Raw genomic sequence first — 19,919 nt, 5'->3', positions numbered from 1 at the left:
AACAAGATTATGACGCAAGGCGCATTATTTGGTGTCAAGAAGAGTGAGCCATGCCCCGAGTGCGGCGCCGAGCTGGTGATCCGCAGCGGTAAGCATGGCCCTTTTCTGGGCTGTTCCCACTATCCTGCCTGCCAGTATATTCGCGCGCTGAAGTCGGCCGACGGGCATATTGTTAAGGTGCTTGAAGGGCAGCGATGTTCGCAGTGTGGCGATGTGCTGGTGCTGCGCCAGGGGCACTACGGTATGTTTATCGGGTGTCACGGTTATCCTCAGTGTGAACATACTGAGGCTATCGATAAGCCGGATGAGACTCGGTTAGCGTGCCCCCAGTGTGGCAAGGGTAATCTGCTGCAGCGCCGCTCGCGCTACGGTAAAACATTCTATGCCTGTGAGCGCTACCCAGACTGCCAGTTCAGCGTGAATTTGAAACCCGTCGCCGGCGTCTGCCCGCATTGCCACTACCCGCTACTGGTGGAGAAGAAAAGCGCAGGCGGCGTGCGTCGCTATTGTGCCAGCAAGCTGTGCGGGAAAGCCGTCGAGCCGCTTGACGATACCCCGACAGATCAATAATAAAGAAGCTATGGATAAAGAACTGAGTGACTCACTGGCCGCCGCGGTGGCGGCCCTGCGCCAGCAGCGTGTTATCGCCTATCCCACGGAGGCGGTCTTCGGCCTAGGGTGCGATCCGGACAGCGAGTCTGCGGTGCAGACCCTGCTGGATCTTAAGCAGCGTCCGTGGGACAAAGGGCTGATTCTGATTGCGGCGGATTATCAGCAGCTATTGCCTTATGTCTGCGATGAGGCGCTGCAGGGCGAGCGCCGCGCCGCCGTTTTCTCCCGCTGGCCAGGGCCGGTGACCTGGGTGATGCCAGCCCGGGCAGATACGCCGCGCTGGCTGACCGGCCGCTTTAGTACGCTGGCCGTGCGGGTCAGCGCGCATCCGCAGGTTCAGCAGCTGTGCCGCTCCTACGGCAAACCCTTGGTTTCCACCAGTGCCAACCTCAGCGGGCTGCCCCCCTGCCGTACGGCCGCCGAGGTGCGCCAACAGTTTGGCTCAGCTTTCCCGGTGCTGAATGCGCCGGTCGGCGGGCGTCAAAATCCATCTGAAATCCGCGATGCACTGAGCGGTGAACTGTTACGTCAGGGCTAAGCGATGCAGCGATTTGCCGTTTTTGGTCACCCGATAAAGCACAGCCAGTCGCCGCGTATCCACCGGCTTTTTGCTCAACAGACCGGTATTGCGCTCAGCTATGAGGCGATGCTGGCGCCGCTGGATGATTTTCCCGCCTTTGCTATGGCCTTTTTCCAGCAGGGGGGGCGAGGCGCTAACGTCACCACCCCCTTTAAAGAGCAGGCTTGGCAGATGGCGGATATCTTGACGCCGCGGGCCCGTCTGGCCGGCGCGGTGAATACACTGCATTGGCAAAACGCCCGTCTGCTGGGGGATAACACGGACGGTATTGGACTGGTCAGTGATTTACATCGGCTGGCGATGATCGGCGATGCGAGTCGAGTTTTGCTGTTGGGCGCCGGGGGTGCCGCTCGCGGCGTGATCCTACCGCTGCTGGAGCAGGGGTGTCGGATCGCGCTGGCCAACCGAACCCATGCCCGGGCACAGGCGTTGGCCGCTGCATTTCAGGCGCAAGGGGAGATTGAGGCATTGCCCTACGATGCGCTTGACGATCACACCTTCGATCTCATTATTAACGCAACCGCTTCAGGGCTGCAGGGCGAGGTCCCGCTGCTGCCGCCCTCGATCATGCGCCCGGATTGCGCCTGTTATGACATGTTTTATCGCGCGGGGGCGACGCCGTTTCTGGCCTGGGCTCAGCAGCAGGGCGCGGTACGCTTGGCTGATGGCTTCGGTATGCTGGTGGCGCAGGCGGCGCACGCCTTCTCGCTGTGGCATGGCGTCATGCCGCAGATAGCGCCGGTGCTGATAGAGCTACGTCAGGAGCAGGCGGGATGAATCAGTCTATCCTCTTTCCCGAGCTGGAGCAGTGGCAGGCGTCGTCATCGACCATCACCTTTCCGGCGATGGTCAACGGTTTTCAGGTCACCTGCGCTATCCGGTGGGGGGATCTGCAGGTCTTGGCCGCCCGCATGGGCGCGGGGGAGGCGCATCAGGTGCCGCTGACGCTGTTTCAGACCCTGCGCTGGCAACTGGAGGAGTATGCCGAGCAAGAGATTATCGATGAAGCGTATGACGATCAGGGCTGGGTGTGGATTTCCGCCTGTGAGAGATAGTCATTCTTCCAGTTAACGTAGTTGTCGGCCGACCGGCGCAGTCCGGCTTGCTCCTGTGCCGTCAGTGGCCGGATCTGGCGAGCCGGGCTGCCCAGATATAAAAAGCCACTCTCCAGCCGTTTTCCCGGCGGAACCAGACTTCCCGCGCCCAGAATGACCTCATCTTCTATCTGTACGCCATCCAGAACGATGGCGCCCATCCCGATCAGCACCCGATCGCCAATACAGCAACCGTGCAGCATCACCTTATGACCAACCGTCACGTCGCTGCCGATAATGGTTGGATGTCCCTGGGTTGACGTGGCGCGGTTGCCAACATGGATCACGCTGCCGTCTTGGATATTACTGCGGTCACCAATGACAATATAGTTAACATCGCCACGGATCACGACCTGAGGCCAGATACTGACGTCGTCACCCAGCGTGACCTGTCCAATCACGGTTGCGGTTGCATCTATAAAGGGGCGTTCGCCTAAGATCGGCATAAAAGAGAGGTAGGGACGTACGGAGAGAGACATAGTGACCGCCTGAAAAATGGAGAGGGTATTGGCGATACTAGCGCGCTGGTGGGGGAATTCAATCGATAACGCCCGCCGATATGTGGATAACTCTGTGCGTAATGGGGTATAAGCAGTTCAATTGCTGTGTAATGCATCATTCGGTTCATTTGGGGCAAAATAGCGGTTGCGCCCGGTAAAACAGGCCCTATAATGCGCCTCCATCGACACGGCATATGTGAACAACATCACAGGATGAGCCGGGGAGAGTGAGAGAGAAACGGCAAATTAAACGTTGACTCTCACCGAGGAAAGCGTAATATACGCCACCTCGACTTGGTAAGGAAAACTTGCTAAGTCACTGCTCTTTAACAAATTATCAGACAATCTGTGTGGGCACTCGCAAGATTCGTATTACGCATTCCTCGGAATGCGAAAATATTTAAAGTCTTGAAGAGTGACAGCAGTTAATTCATTACGAATAAACAGTTTAATTTCTTTGAGCATCAAGCTTTTAATTGAAGAGTTTGATCATGGCTCAGATTGAACGCTGGCGGCAGGCTTAACACATGCAAGTCGAGCGGTAGCAGGGAGAAAGCTTGCTTTCTCCGCTGACGAGCGGCGGACGGGTGAGTAATGTCTGGGGATCTGCCTGATGGAGGGGGATAACTACTGGAAACGGTAGCTAATACCGCATAACGTCGCAAGACCAAAGTGGGGGACCTTCGGGCCTCATGCCATCAGATGAACCCAGATGGGATTAGCTAGTAGGTGGGGTAATGGCTCACCTAGGCGACGATCCCTAGCTGGTCTGAGAGGATGACCAGCCACACTGGAACTGAGACACGGTCCAGACTCCTACGGGAGGCAGCAGTGGGGAATATTGCACAATGGGCGCAAGCCTGATGCAGCCATGCCGCGTGTATGAAGAAGGCCTTCGGGTTGTAAAGTACTTTCAGTAGGGAGGAAGGTGTGAACGTTAATAGCGCTCACAATTGACGTTACCTACAGAAGAAGCACCGGCTAACTCCGTGCCAGCAGCCGCGGTAATACGGAGGGTGCAAGCGTTAATCGGAATTACTGGGCGTAAAGCGCACGCAGGCGGTTTGTTAAGTTGGATGTGAAATCCCCGGGCTTAACCTGGGAACTGCATCCAAGACTGGCAAGCTAGAGTCTCGTAGAGGGAGGTAGAATTCCAGGTGTAGCGGTGAAATGCGTAGAGATCTGGAGGAATACCGGTGGCGAAGGCGGCCTCCTGGACGAAGACTGACGCTCAGGTGCGAAAGCGTGGGGAGCAAACAGGATTAGATACCCTGGTAGTCCACGCTGTAAACGATGTCGATTTGGAGGTTGTGCCCTTGAGGCGTGGCTTCCGAAGCTAACGCGTTAAATCGACCGCCTGGGGAGTACGGCCGCAAGGTTAAAACTCAAATGAATTGACGGGGGCCCGCACAAGCGGTGGAGCATGTGGTTTAATTCGATGCAACGCGAAGAACCTTACCTACTCTTGACATCCAGCGAATCCTGTAGAGATACGGGAGTGCCTTCGGGAACGCTGAGACAGGTGCTGCATGGCTGTCGTCAGCTCGTGTTGTGAAATGTTGGGTTAAGTCCCGCAACGAGCGCAACCCTTATCCTTTGTTGCCAGCGGTTCGGCCGGGAACTCAAAGGAGACTGCCAGTGATAAACTGGAGGAAGGTGGGGATGACGTCAAGTCATCATGGCCCTTACGAGTAGGGCTACACACGTGCTACAATGGCGTATACAAAGAGAAGCGAACTCGCGAGAGCAAGCGGACCTCATAAAGTACGTCGTAGTCCGGATTGGAGTCTGCAACTCGACTCCATGAAGTCGGAATCGCTAGTAATCGTGGATCAGAATGCCACGGTGAATACGTTCCCGGGCCTTGTACACACCGCCCGTCACACCATGGGAGTGGGTTGCAAAAGAAGTAGGTAGCTTAACCTTCGGGAGGGCGCTTACCACTTTGTGATTCATGACTGGGGTGAAGTCGTAACAAGGTAACCGTAGGGGAACCTGCGGTTGGATCACCTCCTTACCTAAAGATACGAAATTGTGTAGTGCTCACACAGATTGTCTGATAGATGTTCGAGCAAACGCGTCTGCGAAGCCGACCCTGTGTCCCCTTCGTCTAGAGGCCTAGGACACCGCCCTTTCACGGCGGTAACAGGGGTTCGAATCCCCTAGGGGACGCCATTTGCGGTATCGGGTGAAAGACGATGCCAACTGTATTGCAAAACGGACTTACGAGTCATGTTTGCAATATTTGCTCTTTAACAATCTGGAACAAGCTGAAAATTCGAAAACAATCGAATTGCTTTTAATAAGTGATTCGAGAGTCTCTCAAATGCTTACAGCACGAAGTGAAACACCTTCGGGTTGTGAGGTTAAGTGACTAAGCGTACACGGTGGATGCCTAGGCAGTCAGAGGCGATGAAGGACGTGCTAATCTGCGATAAGCGTCGGTGAGCTGATATGAAGCGTTATTAGCCGGCGATGTCCGAATGGGGAAACCCAGTGCAATCCGTTGCACTATCGTTAAGTGAATACATAGCTTAACGAGGCGAACCAGGGGAACTGAAACATCTAAGTACCCTGAGGAAAAGAAATCAACCGAGATTCCCCTAGTAGCGGCGAGCGAACGGGGAAGAGCCCAGAACCTGAATCAGTTTGTGCATTAGTGGAAGCGTCTGGAAAGTCGCGCGATACAGGGTGATAGCCCCGTACACGAAGGTGCACAGCTGTGAGTTCGATGAGTAGGGCGGGACACGTGTTATCCTGTCTGAATATGGGGGGACCATCCTCCAAGGCTAAATACTCCTGACTGACCGATAGTGAACCAGTACCGTGAGGGAAAGGCGAAAAGAACCCCGGCGAGGGGAGTGAAATAGAACCTGAAACCGTGTACGTACAAGCAGTGGGAGCATCCTTCGGGGTGTGACTGCGTACCTTTTGTATAATGGGTCAGCGACTTATATTTTGTAGCAAGGTTAACCGAATAGGGGAGCCGTAGGGAAACCGAGTCTTAACTGGGCGTCTAGTTGCAAGGTATAGACCCGAAACCCGGTGATCTAGCCATGGGCAGGTTGAAGGTTGGGTAACACTAACTGGAGGACCGAACCGACTAATGTTGAAAAATTAGCGGATGACTTGTGGCTGGGGGTGAAAGGCCAATCAAACCGGGAGATAGCTGGTTCTCCCCGAAAGCTATTTAGGTAGCGCCTCGTGAACTCATCTTCGGGGGTAGAGCACTGTTTCGGCTAGGGGGTCATCCCGACTTACCAACCCGATGCAAACTACGAATACCGAAGAATGTTATCACGGGAGACACACGGCGGGTGCTAACGTCCGTCGTGAAGAGGGAAACAACCCAGACCGCCAGCTAAGGTCCCAAAGTCATGGTTAAGTGGGAAACGATGTGGGAAGGCATAGACAGCCAGGATGTTGGCTTAGAAGCAGCCATCATTTAAAGAAAGCGTAATAGCTCACTGGTCGAGTCGGCCTGCGCGGAAGATGTAACGGGGCTAAACCATGCACCGAAGCTGCGGCAGCGACGCTTAGGCGTTGTTGGGTAGGGGAGCGTTCTGTAAGCCTGCGAAGGTGGCCTGTGAGGGCTGCTGGAGGTATCAGAAGTGCGAATGCTGACATAAGTAACGATAAAGCGGGTGAAAAGCCCGCTCGCCGGAAGACCAAGGGTTCCTGTCCAACGTTAATCGGGGCAGGGTAAGTCGACCCCTAAGGCGAGGCTGAAAAGCGTAGTCGATGGGAAACAGGTTAATATTCCTGTACTTGGTGTTATTGCGAAGGGGGGACGGAGAAGGCTAGACCGGCCGGGCGACGGTTGTCCCGGTTTAAGCGTGTAGGTGGGGTAACTTGGCAAATCCGGTTACCTTTAACACTGAGGCGTGATGACGAGGCACTACGGTGCTGAAGTGGTTAATGCCCTGCTTCCAGGAAAAGCCTCTAAGCTCCAGATAACACTGAATCGTACCCCAAACCGACACAGGTGGTCAGGTAGAGAATACCAAGGCGCTTGAGAGAACTCGGGTGAAGGAACTAGGCAAAATGGTGCCGTAACTTCGGGAGAAGGCACGCTGGCACGTAGGTGAAGTCCCTCGCGGATGGAGCCGAAGCCAGTCGAAGATACCAGCTGGCTGCAACTGTTTAATAAAAACACAGCACTCTGCAAACACGAAAGTGGACGTATAGGGTGTGACGCCTGCCCGGTGCTGGAAGGTTAATTGATGGGGTCAGCCGCAAGGCGAAGCTCTTGATCGAAGCCCCAGTAAACGGCGGCCGTAACTATAACGGTCCTAAGGTAGCGAAATTCCTTGTCGGGTAAGTTCCGACCTGCACGAATGGCGTAATGATGGCCAGGCTGTCTCCACCCGAGACTCAGTGAAATTGAACTCGCTGTGAAGATGCAGTGTACCCGCGGCAAGACGGAAAGACCCCGTGAACCTTTACTATAGCTTGACACTGAACATTGAACCTTGATGTGTAGGATAGGTGGGAGGCTTTGAAGTGTGGACGCCAGTCTGCATGGAGCCGACCTTGAAATACCACCCTTTAATGTTTGATGTTCTAACCTGGTCCCGTGATCCGGGATAGGGACAGTGTCTGGTGGGTAGTTTGACTGGGGCGGTCTCCTCCCAAAGAGTAACGGAGGAGCACGAAGGTTAGCTAATCCTGGTCGGACATCAGGAGGTTAGTGCAAAGGCATAAGCTAGCTTGACTGCGAGAGTGACGGCTCGAGCAGGTGCGAAAGCAGGTCTTAGTGATCCGGTGGTTCTGAATGGAAGGGCCATCGCTCAACGGATAAAAGGTACTCCGGGGATAACAGGCTGATACCGCCCAAGAGTTCATATCGACGGCGGTGTTTGGCACCTCGATGTCGGCTCATCACATCCTGGGGCTGAAGTAGGTCCCAAGGGTATGGCTGTTCGCCATTTAAAGTGGTACGCGAGCTGGGTTTAGAACGTCGTGAGACAGTTCGGTCCCTATCTGCCGTGGGCGTTGGAAGATTGAGAGGGGCTGCTCCTAGTACGAGAGGACCGGAGTGGACGCACCGCTGGTGTTCGGGTTGTGATGCCAATTGCATTGCCCGGTAGCTACGTGCGGAAAAGATAAGCGCTGAAAGCATCTAAGCGCGAAACTTGCCTCGAGATGAGTCTTCCCTTGGACCTTGAGTCCACTGAAGGAACGTTTAAGACTAAGACGTTGATAGGCTGGGTGTGTAAGCGTAGCGATACGTTGAGCTAACCAGTACTAATGATCCGTGAGACTTAACCTTACAACACCGAAGGTGTTTTAGAGAGACGAATGAAGCTTGTTCAAGATTGATACCGATGGCCAGTGATGGCGGTTGGTAAAACAGAATTTGCCTGGCGGCGATAGCGCGGTGGTCCCACCTGACCCCATGCCGAACTCAGAAGTGAAACGCCGTAGCGCCGATGGTAGTGTGGGGTCTCCCCATGCGAGAGTAGGGAACTGCCAGGCATCCATTTCCAAAGATCATTGTTTAGTGATCTTTCGAAATGAGGTGAAACTGCTAAATTAGCGGTTGACACTCACCGAGGAAAGCGTAATATACGCCACCTCGACTTGGTAAGGAAAACTTGCTAAGTCACTGCTCTTTAACAAATTATCAGACAATCTGTGTGGGCACTCGCAAGATTCGTATTACGCATTCCTCGGAATGCGAAAATATTTAAAGTCTTGAAGAGTGACAGCAGTTAATTCATTACGAATAAACAGTTTAATTTCTTTGAGCATCAAGCTTTTAATTGAAGAGTTTGATCATGGCTCAGATTGAACGCTGGCGGCAGGCTTAACACATGCAAGTCGAGCGGTAGCAGGGAGAAAGCTTGCTTTCTCCGCTGACGAGCGGCGGACGGGTGAGTAATGTCTGGGGATCTGCCTGATGGAGGGGGATAACTACTGGAAACGGTAGCTAATACCGCATAACGTCGCAAGACCAAAGTGGGGGACCTTCGGGCCTCATGCCATCAGATGAACCCAGATGGGATTAGCTAGTAGGTGGGGTAATGGCTCACCTAGGCGACGATCCCTAGCTGGTCTGAGAGGATGACCAGCCACACTGGAACTGAGACACGGTCCAGACTCCTACGGGAGGCAGCAGTGGGGAATATTGCACAATGGGCGCAAGCCTGATGCAGCCATGCCGCGTGTATGAAGAAGGCCTTCGGGTTGTAAAGTACTTTCAGTAGGGAGGAAGGTGTGAACGTTAATAGCGCTCACAATTGACGTTACCTACAGAAGAAGCACCGGCTAACTCCGTGCCAGCAGCCGCGGTAATACGGAGGGTGCAAGCGTTAATCGGAATTACTGGGCGTAAAGCGCACGCAGGCGGTTTGTTAAGTTGGATGTGAAATCCCCGGGCTTAACCTGGGAACTGCATCCAAGACTGGCAAGCTAGAGTCTCGTAGAGGGAGGTAGAATTCCAGGTGTAGCGGTGAAATGCGTAGAGATCTGGAGGAATACCGGTGGCGAAGGCGGCCTCCTGGACGAAGACTGACGCTCAGGTGCGAAAGCGTGGGGAGCAAACAGGATTAGATACCCTGGTAGTCCACGCTGTAAACGATGTCGATTTGGAGGTTGTGCCCTTGAGGCGTGGCTTCCGAAGCTAACGCGTTAAATCGACCGCCTGGGGAGTACGGCCGCAAGGTTAAAACTCAAATGAATTGACGGGGGCCCGCACAAGCGGTGGAGCATGTGGTTTAATTCGATGCAACGCGAAGAACCTTACCTACTCTTGACATCCAGCGAATCCTGTAGAGATACGGGAGTGCCTTCGGGAACGCTGAGACAGGTGCTGCATGGCTGTCGTCAGCTCGTGTTGTGAAATGTTGGGTTAAGTCCCGCAACGAGCGCAACCCTTATCCTTTGTTGCCAGCGGTTCGGCCGGGAACTCAAAGGAGACTGCCAGTGATAAACTGGAGGAAGGTGGGGATGACGTCAAGTCATCATGGCCCTTACGAGTAGGGCTACACACGTGCTACAATGGCGTATACAAAGAGAAGCGAACTCGCGAGAGCAAGCGGACCTCATAAAGTACGTCGTAGTCCGGATTGGAGTCTGCAACTCGACTCCATGAAGTCGGAATCGCTAGTAATCGTGGATCAGAATGCCACGGTGAATACGTTCCCGGGCCTTGTACACACCGCCCGTCACACCATGGGAGTGGGTTGCAAAAGAAGTAGGTAGCTTAACCTTCGGGAGGGCGCTTACCACTTTGTGATTCATGACTGGGGTGAAGTCGTAACAAGGTAACCGTAGGGGAACCTGCGGTTGGATCACCTCCTTACCTAAAGATACGAAATTGTGTAGTGCTCACACAGATTGTCTGATAAATGTCACGAGCAAATACCTTATGCAGGCTTGTAGCTCAGGTGGTTAGAGCGCACCCCTGATAAGGGTGAGGTCGGTGGTTCGAGTCCACTCAGGCCTACCAACTCCCTTCCTGTGTGAAGCGGAGGGTGGTTATAAGGTATTGCAGTAAAGTCATGGGGCTATAGCTCAGCTGGGAGAGCGCCTGCTTTGCACGCAGGAGGTCTGCGGTTCGATCCCGCATAGCTCCACCATATTTCAGAACATACTGAGAAATCAGCATGTTGTGAAATATTTTGCTCTTTAACAATCTGGAACAAGCTGAAAATTCGAAAACAATCGAATTGCTTTTAATAAGTGATTCGAGAGTCTCTCAAATGCTTACAGCACGAAGTGAAACACCTTCGGGTTGTGAGGTTAAGTGACTAAGCGTACACGGTGGATGCCTAGGCAGTCAGAGGCGATGAAGGACGTGCTAATCTGCGATAAGCGTCGGTGAGCTGATATGAAGCGTTATTAGCCGGCGATGTCCGAATGGGGAAACCCAGTGCAATCCGTTGCACTATCGTTAAGTGAATACATAGCTTAACGAGGCGAACCAGGGGAACTGAAACATCTAAGTACCCTGAGGAAAAGAAATCAACCGAGATTCCCCTAGTAGCGGCGAGCGAACGGGGAAGAGCCCAGAACCTGAATCAGTTTGTGCATTAGTGGAAGCGTCTGGAAAGTCGCGCGATACAGGGTGATAGCCCCGTACACGAAGGTGCACAGCTGTGAGTTCGATGAGTAGGGCGGGACACGTGTTATCCTGTCTGAATATGGGGGGACCATCCTCCAAGGCTAAATACTCCTGACTGACCGATAGTGAACCAGTACCGTGAGGGAAAGGCGAAAAGAACCCCGGCGAGGGGAGTGAAATAGAACCTGAAACCGTGTACGTACAAGCAGTGGGAGCATCCTTCGGGGTGTGACTGCGTACCTTTTGTATAATGGGTCAGCGACTTATATTTTGTAGCAAGGTTAACCGAATAGGGGAGCCGTAGGGAAACCGAGTCTTAACTGGGCGTCTAGTTGCAAGGTATAGACCCGAAACCCGGTGATCTAGCCATGGGCAGGTTGAAGGTTGGGTAACACTAACTGGAGGACCGAACCGACTAATGTTGAAAAATTAGCGGATGACTTGTGGCTGGGGGTGAAAGGCCAATCAAACCGGGAGATAGCTGGTTCTCCCCGAAAGCTATTTAGGTAGCGCCTCGTGAACTCATCTTCGGGGGTAGAGCACTGTTTCGGCTAGGGGGTCATCCCGACTTACCAACCCGATGCAAACTACGAATACCGAAGAATGTTATCACGGGAGACACACGGCGGGTGCTAACGTCCGTCGTGAAGAGGGAAACAACCCAGACCGCCAGCTAAGGTCCCAAAGTCATGGTTAAGTGGGAAACGATGTGGGAAGGCATAGACAGCCAGGATGTTGGCTTAGAAGCAGCCATCATTTAAAGAAAGCGTAATAGCTCACTGGTCGAGTCGGCCTGCGCGGAAGATGTAACGGGGCTAAACCATGCACCGAAGCTGCGGCAGCGACGCTTAGGCGTTGTTGGGTAGGGGAGCGTTCTGTAAGCCTGCGAAGGTGGCCTGTGAGGGCTGCTGGAGGTATCAGAAGTGCGAATGCTGACATAAGTAACGATAAAGCGGGTGAAAAGCCCGCTCGCCGGAAGACCAAGGGTTCCTGTCCAACGTTAATCGGGGCAGGGTAAGTCGACCCCTAAGGCGAGGCTGAAAAGCGTAGTCGATGGGAAACAGGTTAATATTCCTGTACTTGGTGTTATTGCGAAGGGGGGACGGAGAAGGCTAGACCGGCCGGGCGACGGTTGTCCCGGTTTAAGCGTGTAGGTGGGGTAACTTGGCAAATCCGGTTACCTTTAACACTGAGGCGTGATGACGAGGCACTACGGTGCTGAAGTGGTTAATGCCCTGCTTCCAGGAAAAGCCTCTAAGCTCCAGATAACACTGAATCGTACCCCAAACCGACACAGGTGGTCAGGTAGAGAATACCAAGGCGCTTGAGAGAACTCGGGTGAAGGAACTAGGCAAAATGGTGCCGTAACTTCGGGAGAAGGCACGCTGGCACGTAGGTGAAGTCCCTCGCGGATGGAGCCGAAGCCAGTCGAAGATACCAGCTGGCTGCAACTGTTTAATAAAAACACAGCACTCTGCAAACACGAAAGTGGACGTATAGGGTGTGACGCCTGCCCGGTGCTGGAAGGTTAATTGATGGGGTCAGCCGCAAGGCGAAGCTCTTGATCGAAGCCCCAGTAAACGGCGGCCGTAACTATAACGGTCCTAAGGTAGCGAAATTCCTTGTCGGGTAAGTTCCGACCTGCACGAATGGCGTAATGATGGCCAGGCTGTCTCCACCCGAGACTCAGTGAAATTGAACTCGCTGTGAAGATGCAGTGTACCCGCGGCAAGACGGAAAGACCCCGTGAACCTTTACTATAGCTTGACACTGAACATTGAACCTTGATGTGTAGGATAGGTGGGAGGCTTTGAAGTGTGGACGCCAGTCTGCATGGAGCCGACCTTGAAATACCACCCTTTAATGTTTGATGTTCTAACCTGGTCCCGTGATCCGGGATAGGGACAGTGTCTGGTGGGTAGTTTGACTGGGGCGGTCTCCTCCCAAAGAGTAACGGAGGAGCACGAAGGTTAGCTAATCCTGGTCGGACATCAGGAGGTTAGTGCAAAGGCATAAGCTAGCTTGACTGCGAGAGTGACGGCTCGAGCAGGTGCGAAAGCAGGTCTTAGTGATCCGGTGGTTCTGAATGGAAGGGCCATCGCTCAACGGATAAAAGGTACTCCGGGGATAACAGGCTGATACCGCCCAAGAGTTCATATCGACGGCGGTGTTTGGCACCTCGATGTCGGCTCATCACATCCTGGGGCTGAAGTAGGTCCCAAGGGTATGGCTGTTCGCCATTTAAAGTGGTACGCGAGCTGGGTTTAGAACGTCGTGAGACAGTTCGGTCCCTATCTGCCGTGGGCGTTGGAAGATTGAGAGGGGCTGCTCCTAGTACGAGAGGACCGGAGTGGACGCACCGCTGGTGTTCGGGTTGTGATGCCAATTGCATTGCCCGGTAGCTACGTGCGGAAAAGATAAGCGCTGAAAGCATCTAAGCGCGAAACTTGCCTCGAGATGAGTCTTCCCTTGGACCTTGAGTCCACTGAAGGAACGTTTAAGACTAAGACGTTGATAGGCTGGGTGTGTAAGCGTAGCGATACGTTGAGCTAACCAGTACTAATGATCCGTGAGACTTAACCTTACAACACCGAAGGTGTTTTAGAGAGACGAATGAAGCTTGTTCAAGATTGATACCGATGGCCAGTGATGGCGGTTGGTAAAACAGAATTTGCCTGGCGGCGATAGCGCGGTGGTCCCACCTGACCCCATGCCGAACTCAGAAGTGAAACGCCGTAGCGCCGATGGTAGTGTGGGGTCTCCCCATGCGAGAGTAGGGAACTGCCAGGCATCAAACAAACGAAAAGACCTCATGCGAAAGCATGGGGTCTTTTCGTTTATCGGCGTGTTGCCGGGAAGCGGATGACTCTCGAGGAAAACCGCGGCGCCGGCCGCGCATCTGCACGTCGCGAGAAGGCCGTGCGCGATAGCCTGAAGGGCGCCGACGGACAGGATCCCCACCGTCAACGGCCGTGGAACAGGACGGGGCGACGGGGCGTCGAGGAAGCGACGTCTGAAAGCCGGGGCCTTGGGTTTATCCGCCCGGCGGCTTTTTGCCTTACCGTGGGCGGGGCTCCTCCGCAGGGACAGCCCGCCTGTCTCTGCGCGCTATCGCTGGCTTAAGGGAAATCGGTTGACCTAATACTATTCACACCGTTAAATGCAGCGGCGTACGCTATGCGTTTTCCTGTACGTATTCGATGCCCGTATCGCTATCGTGCTCGGTCAGACGCGCCGTCGGCGAGATCTGCCGCCGTGCTTCGCTGCAGCAGGATCGGCGTGATACGGCTACTCAACGTTGGCTTTGATGATGAGTTGGTGATGATGAACACGCGATTATCCTGCACGCTGGCGCTCTCCGCGCTGCTGCTCTCCTCGGGCGCCCAGGCGTCTACGCCGCCGTCGGCAGAGATGCGGGTCGCCGAGGCGGTGAAACAGACGATCCCTGCGCTGATGCAGCAGCAGCAGATCCCCGGCATGGCCGTGGCCGTAATCTATCAGGGAACCCCTTACTACTTCAGCTATGGCGTCGCCGATAAGGCCACCCGGCGGGCAGTGACGCCACAAACGCTGTTTGAGCTGGGGTCCGTGAGCAAGACCTTTACCGGCGTGCTGGGTGGCTATGCGCTGCAGCGTGGCGATATTCGCCTGCAGGACACGGTCGCGTCCCAATGGCCGGCGTTAAATGGCCCGCAGTGGCGGGCGATAACCCTACAGCAGCTGGCGACCTACACCGCGGGCGGCCTGCCGCTGCAGGTGCCCGACGCCGTTACCGATACGGCACAGCTGCTCGACTTTTATCAACGCTGGCAGCCGCGCTGGGCTCCGGGAACGATGCGCAGCTACTCCAACGCCAGTATTGGCCTTTTTGGCATGCTGGCGGTACGGCCCAGCGGCATGGATTTTAGCCAGGCGATGACACGCTGGGTGCTGCAGCCGCTGGGATTGAAGCATACCTATTTCCGCGTACCGCCTGCCGCGGAGGGAGAATATGCCTGGGGATACCGCGAGGGTAAGGCCCTGCGCGTGAGCCCGGGTATGCTGGAGCAGGAGGCCTATGGAATTAAATCCAGCGCGCAGGATATGGCCACCTGGCTACAGGCTAATCTGGATCCCGCCGCGGTGACACAGGCGACGCTGCGTCAGGCCTTGCTGCGGGCGCAGACGCGCTACTACCAATCCGGTGAGATGTATCAAGGGCTCGGCTGGGAGATGCTCAGCTGGCCTCTGCAGGCGCAGACCTTGATAGACGGTAGCGATAATCGGGTCGCTCTGCAGCCGCAGCCAGTCCATCTCATCGAGCCGCCGACGCCGCCGCAACCGGCTTCCTGGGTACATAAGACCGGTTCAACCAATGGATTTGGCGCCTATATTGCCTTTATTCCCGGATCTCGGCTGGGGATCGTGATGTTGGCCAATAAAAACTACCCGAACCCGGCGCGGGTTCAGGCCGCCTATACCATCCTGCAGCAGCTGCAGTAACGTCCGCTGCGTGCGGCGCCGCGGTGCCGCACGCACTCTAGATGAAAATTTCTCAACGCTCCGGCGCTGTACAAACGGCGTAAAACTGATTAATTTAGCTATCTAGATGTCCAAATGGACAAGGATCGCCTTTGATCGCCGCAGGAGAGCGTTTATGCCAATCAGGATCCCCGACGCGTTGCCCGCCGTTAATTTTTTGCGTAATGAAAATGTCTTTGTTATGACCGACTCTCGGGCCGCGGTGCAGGAGATTCGTCCGCTGAAGGTGCTGCTGCTGAATCTGATGCCAAAGAAAATCGAGACTGAAAATCAGTTTCTGCGTCTGCTGTCGAACTCGCCGCTGCAGATCGATATTCAGCTGCTGCGCATCGATCGGCGCGAGTCAAAAAATACGCCGACGGAGCATCTGAATAACTTTTACTGCCATTTTGAGGATATTCAGCAGGAAAACTTTGATGGTCTTATCGTGACCGGCGCACCGCTGGGGCAGGTGGACTTTGGCGATGTTGCCTATTGGTCGCAGATCGTACGGGTTATTACCTGGGCGCGGGCGCACGTGACATCCACCCTGTTCGTCTGCTGGGCCGCCCAGGCGGCGCTCAATGTACTGTATGGGCTACCTAAGATGACGCGGACGCAGAAGCTCTCCGGGGTGTATGAGCATCAGACGCTCGATCCGCTGGCGCTGCTGACCCGCGGCTTTGACGACGGCTTTTTGGCGCCGCACTCGCGCTATGCCGACTTTCCGTCGCAGGCGATCCGCACGCATACCGATCTGCAGATTTTTGCCGAGTCTGCGCAGGCCGGCGCCTACCTGTTTGCCAGCGCCGATAAGCGGACGGTGTTTGTGACAGGCCATCCGGAGTATGACGCCCACACGCTGGGCGCGGAATATTGGCGCGATCTGCACGCGGGCCTGGCGCCGGCGCTGCCGTTCAACTATTTTCCCCGCGACAACCCAGACGGTACGCCGTCGGCGACCTGGCGCAGTCACGGTCACCTGCTGTTCAGTAACTGGTTGAACTACTGCGTTTACCAGATAACCCCTTACGATCTGCGTCAGATGAATCCCACCCTGGAGTAAGCTCTGCGCGCCATTCCCCCGGGCGGAGTAGTAGACGGGGGAATGACAAATAACCCTCACATTTCTCCGCTGTAATGCGTATAATCGCCGCCCTGATCCTGATGATTTGTTCACCAGACCTGCCTGTCTTATCAATACAAGAGTACCGTCATGAGTAGTGTCAGCCTGATCCAACCGGAGCGCGATCTGTTCTCCTATACCCCTTATTGGGCCGAATGTTTCGGCACCGCGCCTTTTTTACCGATGTCGCGTGCAGAGATGGATAAGCTAGGCTGGGACAGCTGCGACATTATCATCGTGACCGGGGATGCCTACGTGGATCATCCCAGCTTTGGTATGGCGATTGTTGGCCGCATGCTGGAGGCGCAGGGTTTCCGGGTCGGCATCATCGCTCAGCCGGACTGGACCAGCAAAGACGACTTTATGCGTCTGGGTAAGCCGAACCTGTTTTTTGGCGTCACCGCCGGGAACATGGATTCGATGATTAACCGCTATACGGCCGATCGTAAGCTGCGCCACGATGACGCCTATACGCCGAACAACGAGGGCGGCAAGCGCCCGGATCGCGCCACGCTGGTCTACAGCCAGCGTTGTAAAGAGGCTTTCAGCGATGTCCCAGTGATCCTTGGGGGTATCGAGGCCAGCCTGCGCCGCGTGGCGCACTATGACTATTGGTCGGATACGGTGCGCCGCTCTGTGTTGGTGGATGCCAAGGCGGATATGCTGATGTATGGCAACGGCGAGCGCCCGCTGGTCGAGGTCGCGCACCGTTTAGCGGCGGGCGAGCCCATCGCCTCTATCTGCGACGTGCGCAATACCGCCATCATGCGCAAAGAGGCCCTGCCGGGCTGGAGCGGGGTGGATTCGACCCGTATCGACATGCCGGGGCGGATTGATCCCATTCCAAACCCCTACGGCGACGATTTGGCCTGCTCGCCCAAGGCCGCGGATGAGGCGACGCCGATCAGCGTACGCGCGCCTAAGCCAAAGCCGTGGGAGAAGACCTATGTGCTGCTGCCGTCGTTTGAGAAGGTGAAGGGCGATAAGGTGATGTATGCCCACGCCTCGCGTATTTTGCACCATGAGACGAACCCCGGCTGTGCCCGAGCCCTGATGCAGAAGCACGGCGATCGCTACGTGTGGGTCAACCCGCCGGCGATCCCGCTGAGCACCGAGGAGATGGACAGCGTCTATGCGCTGCCGTTCCAGCGCGTGCCGCATCCCGCTTACGGCAAGGCCCGCCTGCCGGCCTATGACATGATCCGCTTCTCCGTCAACATTATGCGCGGCTGCTACGGCGGCTGCGCCTTCTGCTCGATCACTGAGCACGAGGGCCGCATCATCCAGAGCCGCTCCGAGGACTCCATCATTCGTGAGATCGAAGAGATCCGCGATAAGGTCCCCGGATTTACCGGTATCATCTCCGATCTGGGCGGTCCGACCGCCAATATGTATATGCTGCGCTGCCAGTCGCCGCGCGCGGAGCAGACCTGCCGCCGCGCCTCCTGCGTCTATCCGGATATCTGTCGTCATATGGACACCAACCATGAGCCGACCATTAATCTCTACCGGCGCGCCCGCGATCTGCAGGGGGTGAAGAAGATCCTGATCGCCTCCGGGGTGCGCTACGATCTGGCGGTACAGGATCCGCGCTATATCAAAGAGCTGGCCACGCACCACGTCGGCGGCTATCTGAAGATCGCGCCGGAGCATACGGAAGAAGGGCCGCTGTCCAAGATGATGAAGCCGGGGATGGGCAGCTACTATCGCTTTAAGGAGCTGTTTGACGCCTATTCGAAACAGGCCGGGAAAGAGCAGTACCTTATCCCCTACTTTATCTCCGCGCACCCGGGAACCCGGGATGAGGATATGGTCAATCTGGCGCTGTGGCTAAAGCAGCACCGCTTCCGCCTCGATCAGGTGCAGAACTTCTATCCGTCACCGCTGGCCAACTCGACCACCATGTATTACACCGGTAAGAACCCGCTGGCCAAGGTGGACTATAAGAGCGAGGATGTGGTGGTGCCGAAGGGCGAGCGCCAGCGCAGGCTGCACAAGGCGCTGCTGCGCTATCACGATCCGGCTAACTGGCCGATGATCCGCGCCGCGCTGGAGGAGATGGGGCTACAGCACCTGATCGGCAATCGTCGCGAGTGTCTGGTGCCTGCGCCGACGCTGGAGGAGCAGCGCGCCGCGCGCCGCGGCTATCAGCGCAACATGACGCCGGCCATGACCAAGCATACCGGCGCTCATCCTCAGGGGACGGGACGACCGGCAACGCGCGGGGCCGCGAAGGGCGCCGCGCAGCCCGCGCCCCGCTCGGGCGGAAAGGGAAATAATGGCCGTCCTGCTCGCCCCGAAGGGCGTAACGCCCGTCCGGCGCGTCCTGCCGGGCAGGCGAAAAAGCCGCGCTAATGCCCCAGCCAAAATAGCCCTGATGCCTTAGCATCAGGGCTGTGCTCACCGCCTACAGGCGCATATAGGTGGCGGGATCGGAGCCTAAGCGCTTGCCACACTCTAGGCGAGCGATCTGCGCCCGTTCAGCCGCCTCCAGCGTAAAGTCAAATACGTCGATATTTTCCTTAAGACGCATGGCCGAGACCGTTTTGGGGATCACGATCCTCCCGCTGTCCAGATGCCAGCGGATCACGATCTGCGCCGGTGTCTTGCCATATTTGGCCGCCAAACGACGGATCGGCTCCGCGTCAAATACGCCCTCTCCCCCCTGCGCCAGTGGGCTCCAGGCCTCCGTGGCAATACCGTGGTGACTATTCCATGACTGCAGCTCCCGCTGCTGCATCAGCGGGTGTAGCTCAATTTGGTTGATGGTCGGCACCACGCCGGTTTCGTCCAGCAGGCGCTGGAGATGGGCAATGTTGAAGTTGCACACCCCGATGCTTTTAACCACGCCCTGACGCCGCAGGTCGATCAGCCGACGCCAGGCGTGAACAAAGGTATCCTGCAGCGCCATCGGCCAGTGGATCAGGTACAGATCAACATACTCAAGGCGCAGCTTATGCAGGCTGGCGTGGAACGCCTTATCGACCGCCATGTGGTCCGCGTTCCACAGCTTAGTGGTGATAAACAGCGACTCTCGTGCCAGACCGCTTTGCTGCAGCGCCTGGCCGACGCCGCTCTCATTGCCATAGATCGCGGCGGTATCAATGGCGCGATAGCCGACGCGCAGCGCCTCGCTGACCACGTCACGGGCCAGCGTATCGCTGACCTGCCAGACGCCGAGTCCCAGCTGGGGAATGCGGTTACCGTCATTCAGCGTAATAAAAGGAGGGGTGGACATGGGGCATCTCCGTTGCGGATGGGTGGGGAATATATCGTCAGATTTTCACCTTAGCATATTCATCTCAGCTATGGATCTCCGCGCAGAGGCGGCGCAGCGAGAGCGTGACCACGCTGGTGTTTTCCCTTCGGTTAAGGGTATGTTATGACGTGGAGCGCACCGAGGTGCTGCCCCGGTACGCCGCCACGGCCGGTGCCGGGC

The 19,919-nt window shown here is 55.9% G+C and carries 9 protein-coding genes, 3 tRNA genes and 6 rRNA genes; 16 read left to right on the top strand and 2 right to left on the bottom strand.

What is annotated here, in order from left to right:
* Positions 1-9 precede the first annotated feature (9 nt).
* From L1P05_RS15340 to L1P05_RS15325, 4 genes are read left to right on the top strand one after another with little or no spacing between them, the layout of a single operon-like run.
* Positions 10-570 (top strand): DNA topoisomerase family protein, encoded by a 561-nt coding sequence (locus L1P05_RS15340; RefSeq protein ID WP_041692556.1) that lies wholly within the window; start codon positions 10-12, stop codon positions 568-570.
* A 10-nt stretch (positions 571-580) separates the two neighbouring features.
* Positions 581-1,150, top strand: a complete 570-nt coding sequence (tsaC, locus tag L1P05_RS15335) for an L-threonylcarbamoyladenylate synthase type 1 TsaC (protein ID WP_012850005.1) — start codon at positions 581-583, stop codon at positions 1,148-1,150.
* A 3-nt stretch (positions 1,151-1,153) separates the two neighbouring features.
* Positions 1,154-1,969 carry a shikimate dehydrogenase gene (gene aroE / locus L1P05_RS15330; protein ID WP_012850004.1) on the top strand — a complete coding sequence of 272 codons (816 nt, stop codon included), beginning with the start codon at positions 1,154-1,156 and terminating at the stop codon, positions 1,967-1,969.
* On the top strand, positions 1,966-2,247 hold the full coding sequence (locus L1P05_RS15325; RefSeq protein ID WP_012850003.1) for a DUF1488 family protein: 282 nt from the start codon (positions 1,966-1,968) through the stop codon (positions 2,245-2,247). Before aroE ends, L1P05_RS15325 begins: the two co-directional genes overlap by 4 nt.
* Here L1P05_RS15325 and L1P05_RS15320 read toward each other — a convergent pair.
* Positions 2,211-2,765 carry a gamma carbonic anhydrase family protein gene (locus tag L1P05_RS15320; RefSeq protein ID WP_012850002.1) on the bottom strand — a complete coding sequence of 185 codons (555 nt, stop codon included), beginning with the start codon at positions 2,763-2,765 and terminating at the stop codon, positions 2,211-2,213. The genes L1P05_RS15325 and L1P05_RS15320 overlap by 37 nt on opposite strands.
* A 494-nt stretch (positions 2,766-3,259) precedes the next feature.
* On the opposite strand from L1P05_RS15320, the gene L1P05_RS15315 reads away from it, so the two are divergent.
* From L1P05_RS15315 to L1P05_RS15260, 12 genes are all read left to right on the top strand, one after another.
* A 16S ribosomal RNA gene (locus L1P05_RS15315) occupies positions 3,260-4,803 on the top strand.
* A gap of 82 nt (positions 4,804-4,885) precedes the next feature.
* Positions 4,886-4,961, top strand: a tRNA-Glu gene (locus L1P05_RS15310).
* A gap of 189 nt (positions 4,962-5,150) precedes the next feature.
* Positions 5,151-8,058, top strand: a 23S ribosomal RNA gene (locus tag L1P05_RS15305).
* A gap of 90 nt (positions 8,059-8,148) precedes the next feature.
* A 5S ribosomal RNA gene (gene rrf, locus L1P05_RS15300) occupies positions 8,149-8,264 on the top strand.
* Between the two features lie 284 nt (positions 8,265-8,548).
* A 16S ribosomal RNA gene (locus L1P05_RS15295) occupies positions 8,549-10,092 on the top strand.
* 70 nt (positions 10,093-10,162) lie between these two features.
* A tRNA-Ile gene (locus L1P05_RS15290) sits at positions 10,163-10,239 on the top strand.
* A 54-nt stretch (positions 10,240-10,293) separates the two neighbouring features.
* Positions 10,294-10,369: transfer RNA gene (locus tag L1P05_RS15285), tRNA-Ala, on the top strand.
* A gap of 161 nt (positions 10,370-10,530) precedes the next feature.
* A 23S ribosomal RNA gene (locus L1P05_RS15280) occupies positions 10,531-13,438 on the top strand.
* Between the two features lie 90 nt (positions 13,439-13,528).
* Positions 13,529-13,644 (top strand): 5S ribosomal RNA (gene rrf / locus L1P05_RS15275).
* The 16S, 23S and 5S rRNA genes sit together here with 3 tRNA genes alongside, the layout of an rRNA operon.
* A 531-nt stretch (positions 13,645-14,175) precedes the next feature.
* Positions 14,176-15,336 carry a class C beta-lactamase gene (ampC, locus tag L1P05_RS15270; protein WP_041692555.1) on the top strand — a complete coding sequence of 387 codons (1,161 nt, stop codon included), beginning with the start codon at positions 14,176-14,178 and terminating at the stop codon, positions 15,334-15,336.
* Positions 15,337-15,490: 154 nt separating this feature from the next.
* Positions 15,491-16,420, top strand: coding sequence for a homoserine O-acetyltransferase MetA (metA, locus tag L1P05_RS15265; RefSeq protein ID WP_012850000.1), 930 nt, complete (start codon positions 15,491-15,493; stop codon positions 16,418-16,420).
* A gap of 150 nt (positions 16,421-16,570) precedes the next feature.
* Positions 16,571-18,835 (top strand): YgiQ family radical SAM protein, encoded by a 2,265-nt coding sequence (locus L1P05_RS15260; RefSeq protein ID WP_012849999.1) that lies wholly within the window; start codon positions 16,571-16,573, stop codon positions 18,833-18,835.
* 52 nt (positions 18,836-18,887) lie between these two features.
* Here the strand turns inward: L1P05_RS15260 and dkgA are convergent, their stop codons facing one another.
* The gene (dkgA, locus tag L1P05_RS15255) at positions 18,888-19,718 is read right to left on the bottom strand and encodes a 2,5-didehydrogluconate reductase DkgA (RefSeq protein ID WP_012849998.1); all 831 of its coding nucleotides are present in this window, start codon (positions 19,716-19,718) and stop codon (positions 18,888-18,890) included.
* Positions 19,719-19,919: the final 201 nt, after the last annotated feature.

It is taken from the genome of Edwardsiella piscicida, assembly GCF_021733145.1.
Classification (GTDB): domain Bacteria; phylum Pseudomonadota; class Gammaproteobacteria; order Enterobacterales; family Enterobacteriaceae; genus Edwardsiella; species Edwardsiella piscicida.
This window is presented reverse-complemented; position numbering and strand designations above follow the sequence as displayed.

Coding starts and splice junctions, on each gene's coding strand:
- L1P05_RS15260 (WP_012849999.1), top strand. CDS start 16,571: ATGAGTAGTGTCAGCCTGATCCAACCGGAGCGCGATCTGTTCTCCTAT.
- ampC (WP_041692555.1), top strand. CDS start 14,176: ATGATGAACACGCGATTATCCTGCACGCTGGCGCTCTCCGCGCTGCTG.
- metA (WP_012850000.1), top strand. CDS start 15,491: ATGCCAATCAGGATCCCCGACGCGTTGCCCGCCGTTAATTTTTTGCGT.
- L1P05_RS15325 (WP_012850003.1), top strand. CDS start 1,966: ATGAATCAGTCTATCCTCTTTCCCGAGCTGGAGCAGTGGCAGGCGTCG.
- aroE (WP_012850004.1), top strand. CDS start 1,154: ATGCAGCGATTTGCCGTTTTTGGTCACCCGATAAAGCACAGCCAGTCG.
- L1P05_RS15340 (WP_041692556.1), top strand. CDS start 10: ATGACGCAAGGCGCATTATTTGGTGTCAAGAAGAGTGAGCCATGCCCC.
- L1P05_RS15320 (WP_012850002.1), bottom strand. CDS start 2,765: ATGTCTCTCTCCGTACGTCCCTACCTCTCTTTTATGCCGATCTTAGGC.
- tsaC (WP_012850005.1), top strand. CDS start 581: ATGGATAAAGAACTGAGTGACTCACTGGCCGCCGCGGTGGCGGCCCTG.
- dkgA (WP_012849998.1), bottom strand. CDS start 19,718: ATGTCCACCCCTCCTTTTATTACGCTGAATGACGGTAACCGCATTCCC.